Source organism: Roseofilum halophilum BLCC-M91, from assembly GCF_030068445.1.
GTDB classification, from domain to species: domain Bacteria; phylum Cyanobacteriota; class Cyanobacteriia; order Cyanobacteriales; family Desertifilaceae; genus Roseofilum; species Roseofilum halophilum.
The window spans coordinates 1-3,958 of record NZ_JAQPOK010000033.1; the positions used below are offsets into that span (position 1 = coordinate 1).

General features: G+C 48.4%; 6 protein-coding genes and 1 pseudogene. 5 read left to right on the top strand and 2 right to left on the bottom strand.

The genetic code is table 11. The features are described 5' to 3' along the window. The first annotated feature begins 266 nt into the window (after nucleotides 1-266). Complete coding sequence (locus tag PJF56_RS04125) at nucleotides 267-698, top strand: NUDIX domain-containing protein (protein WP_283761378.1); 432 nt, start codon at nucleotides 267-269, stop codon at nucleotides 696-698. Between the two features lie 19 nt (nucleotides 699-717). Next, on the top strand, nucleotides 718-1,107 hold the full coding sequence (locus PJF56_RS04130; RefSeq protein WP_283761379.1) for a RidA family protein: 390 nt from the start codon (nucleotides 718-720) through the stop codon (nucleotides 1,105-1,107). Between the two features lie 89 nt (nucleotides 1,108-1,196). Here the strand turns inward: PJF56_RS04130 and PJF56_RS04135 are convergent, their stop codons facing one another. Next, nucleotides 1,197-1,466, bottom strand: coding sequence for a hypothetical protein (locus PJF56_RS04135; protein ID WP_283761380.1), 270 nt, complete (start codon nucleotides 1,464-1,466; stop codon nucleotides 1,197-1,199). Nucleotides 1,467-1,601: 135 nt separating this feature from the next. On the opposite strand from PJF56_RS04135, the gene PJF56_RS04140 reads away from it, so the two are divergent. Then, the gene (locus tag PJF56_RS04140; RefSeq protein WP_283761381.1) at nucleotides 1,602-1,949 is read left to right on the top strand and encodes a helix-turn-helix domain-containing protein; all 348 of its coding nucleotides are present in this window, start codon (nucleotides 1,602-1,604) and stop codon (nucleotides 1,947-1,949) included. Further along, nucleotides 1,946-2,599, top strand: a complete 654-nt coding sequence (locus PJF56_RS04145) for an ImmA/IrrE family metallo-endopeptidase (protein WP_283761382.1) — start codon at nucleotides 1,946-1,948, stop codon at nucleotides 2,597-2,599. The genes PJF56_RS04140 and PJF56_RS04145 overlap by 4 nt, the downstream gene beginning before the upstream one ends. A 64-nt stretch (nucleotides 2,600-2,663) precedes the next feature. Here the strand turns inward: PJF56_RS04145 and rpsU are convergent, their stop codons facing one another. Next, the gene (gene rpsU, locus PJF56_RS04150) at nucleotides 2,664-2,846 is read right to left on the bottom strand and encodes a 30S ribosomal protein S21 (RefSeq protein ID WP_271937305.1); all 183 of its coding nucleotides are present in this window, start codon (nucleotides 2,844-2,846) and stop codon (nucleotides 2,664-2,666) included. Between the two features lie 527 nt (nucleotides 2,847-3,373). On the opposite strand from rpsU, the pseudogene PJF56_RS04155 reads away from it, so the two are divergent. Further along, nucleotides 3,374-3,958: pseudogene (locus tag PJF56_RS04155) on the top strand (hypothetical protein); the annotation flags it as partial.

Genomic DNA, 3,958 nt, shown 5'->3' on the forward strand with positions numbered 1-3,958 from the left:
TCCCCTTCTCCTGTGGGAGAAGGGGGTAGGGGGATGAGGGCAATATGTTATGTTCATGCCCTCTCCCTAAATCCCTCTCCCAAGGGAGAGGGACTTTCTCCCCTTCTCCTGTGGGAGAAGGGGTAGGGGGATGAGGGCAATATGTTATGTTCATGCCCTCTCCCTAAATCCCTCTCCCAAGGGAGAGGGACTTTCTCCCCTTCTCCTGTGGGAGAAGGGGTAGGGGGATGAGGGCAGTCTGCAAATCTTTAATCTCTCAGTTCACTATGGAATATCGTAATCCTACGCCGACGGTTGATATCATTATTGAGATGATTGACCGGCCAGAACGCCCGATTGTTTTGATTGAGCGCAAAAATTCTCCTTTGGGATGGGCGATTCCTGGGGGGTTTGTTGATTATGGGGAGTCGGTGGAAACGGCGGCTCTCCGAGAAGCGAAGGAGGAGACGGGGTTATCGGTGGAGCTGGTGGAACAGTTCCATGTGTATTCCGATCCCGATCGCGATCCTCGCCAGCATACCTTATCGGTGGTGATGATTGCTGCTGCGATGGGTGAACCAGAGGCGGCTGATGATGCGAAGAATTTGGCTTTGTTTGAGTTGTGGCAAGTGCCGCCGGATTTATGTTTTGACCATGACAGCATTTTGAAAGATTATTGGATGTACCGCAATTATGGATTGCGTCCCAGGTTATTTTAAGTGGATGTGAGGAATTACCATGACTCGTAAAGTTGTTCAAACCGATCGCGCTCCGGCTCCTGTTGGGCCGTATAATCAGGCGATCGCCGCGACAGGTGAGATGTTGTTTGTTTCTGGTCAAATTGCGATCGATCCTAGCACTAATGAATTGGTCTATAGCGGTGATGTAGCTAAACAAACGGAACAGGTGATGAATAATCTGCAAGCGGTTTTAGTGGCTGCTGGCGCGACGTTTGAGAATGCCGTGAAAATGACGATTTTTCTGAAGGATATGGGTGATTTTGCTACTGTCAATCAGGTTTATGGCAGTTATTTTGACCCCGAAACCGCACCCGCTCGCGCTTGTGTAGAGGTGGCACGCTTACCGAAGGATGTTTTGGTGGAAGTTGACTGTATTGCGGTTCTTTAGGTAATGGGTAATGGGTAATGGGTAATGGGTAATGGGTAATTGCAGATCTGCCTTATCCCCATTCCCCCACTCCCCCACTCCCCCATCACCTATCCCGCCAATTCTGCTCGCGAGGTGCGACAGAGGGCAACTGCTTCAGCTTGGGGGAGGCGATCGCCCCCGTTTAACTGCTTTAATTGATCTAACAGGGTCTCCAGCAGCTCAATATGATCTGGAGTAAAGAAAATCGAGAACCCATTCCCCCCTAGAGAATAGCCCGGCACATAGAGCGAAACTTGCTCGTGACGAGGGTGACTGGTCAAAATTGTCATTTCCGTACCATCGAGCTTATAGGTCGTATCTGTCCAAGTTTGAGCCATCGTTTTACCTCCAACTGCTACGTTGATTATTTTATCAACACCCTTATCCTAGCCCAAACCCTTTCCCACCGGCAACCCATTTTTTGATTTTTTATTCAAACTAGAGATAGGATAGACTTGTAATGGAGAAAACAAATGACCACAGAAACATTTGGTAAAATTCTGCGTAGGGCACGCAAAGATAAAGGCTATTCCCAAAGGAGCCTTGCCGCCTTGGTCAAGCTTGACTTCACCTACCTGTCCAAGCTAGAGAATGACCGGGCTGACTATCCTCCCAAAGAAGAAGTCATCCGCTCCCTTGCCAAACATCTCGAACTTGACCCCGATATGTTGGTTTGTCTAGCTGGACGCATTCCTCACCAATATGAGGAACTGCTCAAGCAAAACGCCCAAGCTATGCCCATGCTTCTGAGACGGTTACGGGAAAACCCAGACTTCGCCCAAAAGATCTTTCAAGCAGCCAATGAGGATGCCCCCAGTTGAGTCTAATCAAACCCTACCGCTTTTATCCCAAACCAGAAATCGAGCGTCGGGCCAACGACCTCCTGTTACGCATGGAATTAACCCCAAACTGGAAACCCTCCTGGCCCTTAGAAGTAGACCGCATCGCTGATTTTCTAGACTTGGGAGTGGTTTGGGATCTGATTCCTTCGGACGAGTACGGGCCGATTGCGGCCCGCATTCTGCCTTTGAATCGTCAAATTGAACTCAATGAAGAGATTCTCAGTTTACCGGAGGGGTTTCAGTCCTCTACCCTGGCCCATGAAATCGGCCATTGGATGCTGCATATTAACCATGCCGAAGTCCAGGAAGAGGGAGGTCATCTGAGCAGTGATGATTCTTTTCTGTGTCGTCCCAATAGTTCTTTAAGTGAGCTGGAATCGATTGAATGGCAGGCGCAATACTTTGCGAGTTGCCTGCTGATGCCAGAGAGTTTGCTTGTTGAATATTGCGATCGCCAAAATCTTACCCGATGGTCTACCCTTTATCAACTACGAGACCAATTAGGGGTCACCATCTCTAACTTAGTCAACCGGCTACAAGACTTAGGTTGGATTCATATTCCCCAGGGGTCTAGAAAACTCATGCTCGGGCCAGTGAACCGGGAAGAAGCCACAAAATCCTGGGGATAGATATGATGGTAGGGTCGGGTTTCAAACCCGCCCCTACCAATATATTACATTTCAAACATCTTCCCTAGCGAGACATACGCCGCTTGCGGCGAGCGGCAACAGCTTTGCGCTTGCGCTTCTCTTGAGGGGTTTCAAAATGGCGGCGGCTTTTCACATCCGCCAGGATTCCGGCTTTGGACACTTGGCGCTTAAAGCGACGTAGAGCTGAATCAATTCCTTCGTTTTCTCCGACTACCACTTGCGTCATTCTTGTTCTTTTCTCCTAATTTCAGTGAATGGTTTGGGTGAAACAGTTTAATTATATTCTATACCATTGTCAATCGATTCGTAGCCCTCTCCCTTCGATCAAAATCCGTCTCCTGTAGACAGGGGGACGCGGGGACACCATCTCCTGATACCTCTGCTATAGTCTCTTGCCTGATTTTGTTCCCGGTATCCCTTCACAAAAACTTCACAAATGGAGCCAGAGGGGAATAGCGATGAGTAAAATTACATATTGTTGTTCTCTGAGGAAAAAATCAGTAAATTTGAGGATTGATAGAATTTGCTTCCGGTGTAGAGTAATAACTAACAGAGCATTAATTGAATCAACACCAAGCTGGCAAGACAGTTTTAGCGGTCTCCACACCATCAATCCCAGGGATGATGTAAAGAATTGTTGCGTCTTGCATAAAAACAGGTGGAAAAAAACGAGAACCCTATAGAGGGGTAAGTAAATTTAATCCACTCTGCAAACACTCTGCTTCTTCACGATTCCGGTGAATCCCTACCATCATGAGCATCTTCAAAAACCTCTTCGGTCAAAACACTTCTGAAACCGCTAAACCCCAGTCTGAGCCAGGTCAAACCTTCATCCTCGAACCCATCCTCACCCCTTCCGGATTTGTAGACGTTGATGGAGGTGATGAAACCCCGGTTACAGATGTAGAAGTTAACATGGGGGGAGACTCTACAGAAACTGAGAGCGTTGAAACCCAAGAGGTAGACGCAAACTCGGAAGAGGTTAGCGATGCAGACGAGACCGATGATACAGAAGAGAGCAACCTTCCTGAAGCCACCGACTCAGAAACCGAGCTAGAAATAGAAGAAGAACTGCCCTTTTTTGACTCGCTCCCCGAACCCAAAGGCACTGAAGAGGGTGGAGAGAGTCCCGGTGTAGAAAGCAACGAAACGATTGAACCCGATGGCGAACTAATTTCTGCTCTGTCCGCGAACTCCAGCGAACCCGAAGAAGCGGAAACCCCAGACACAGAGGAGACTGCGGTTGCCGAAGAGAGTGAAGAAGAGACAGAAGCAGACAGGGATGAGACGACCCCAGTTTTAGACATCTCCCAACCTAATTTTACGTTTGATTCCGGT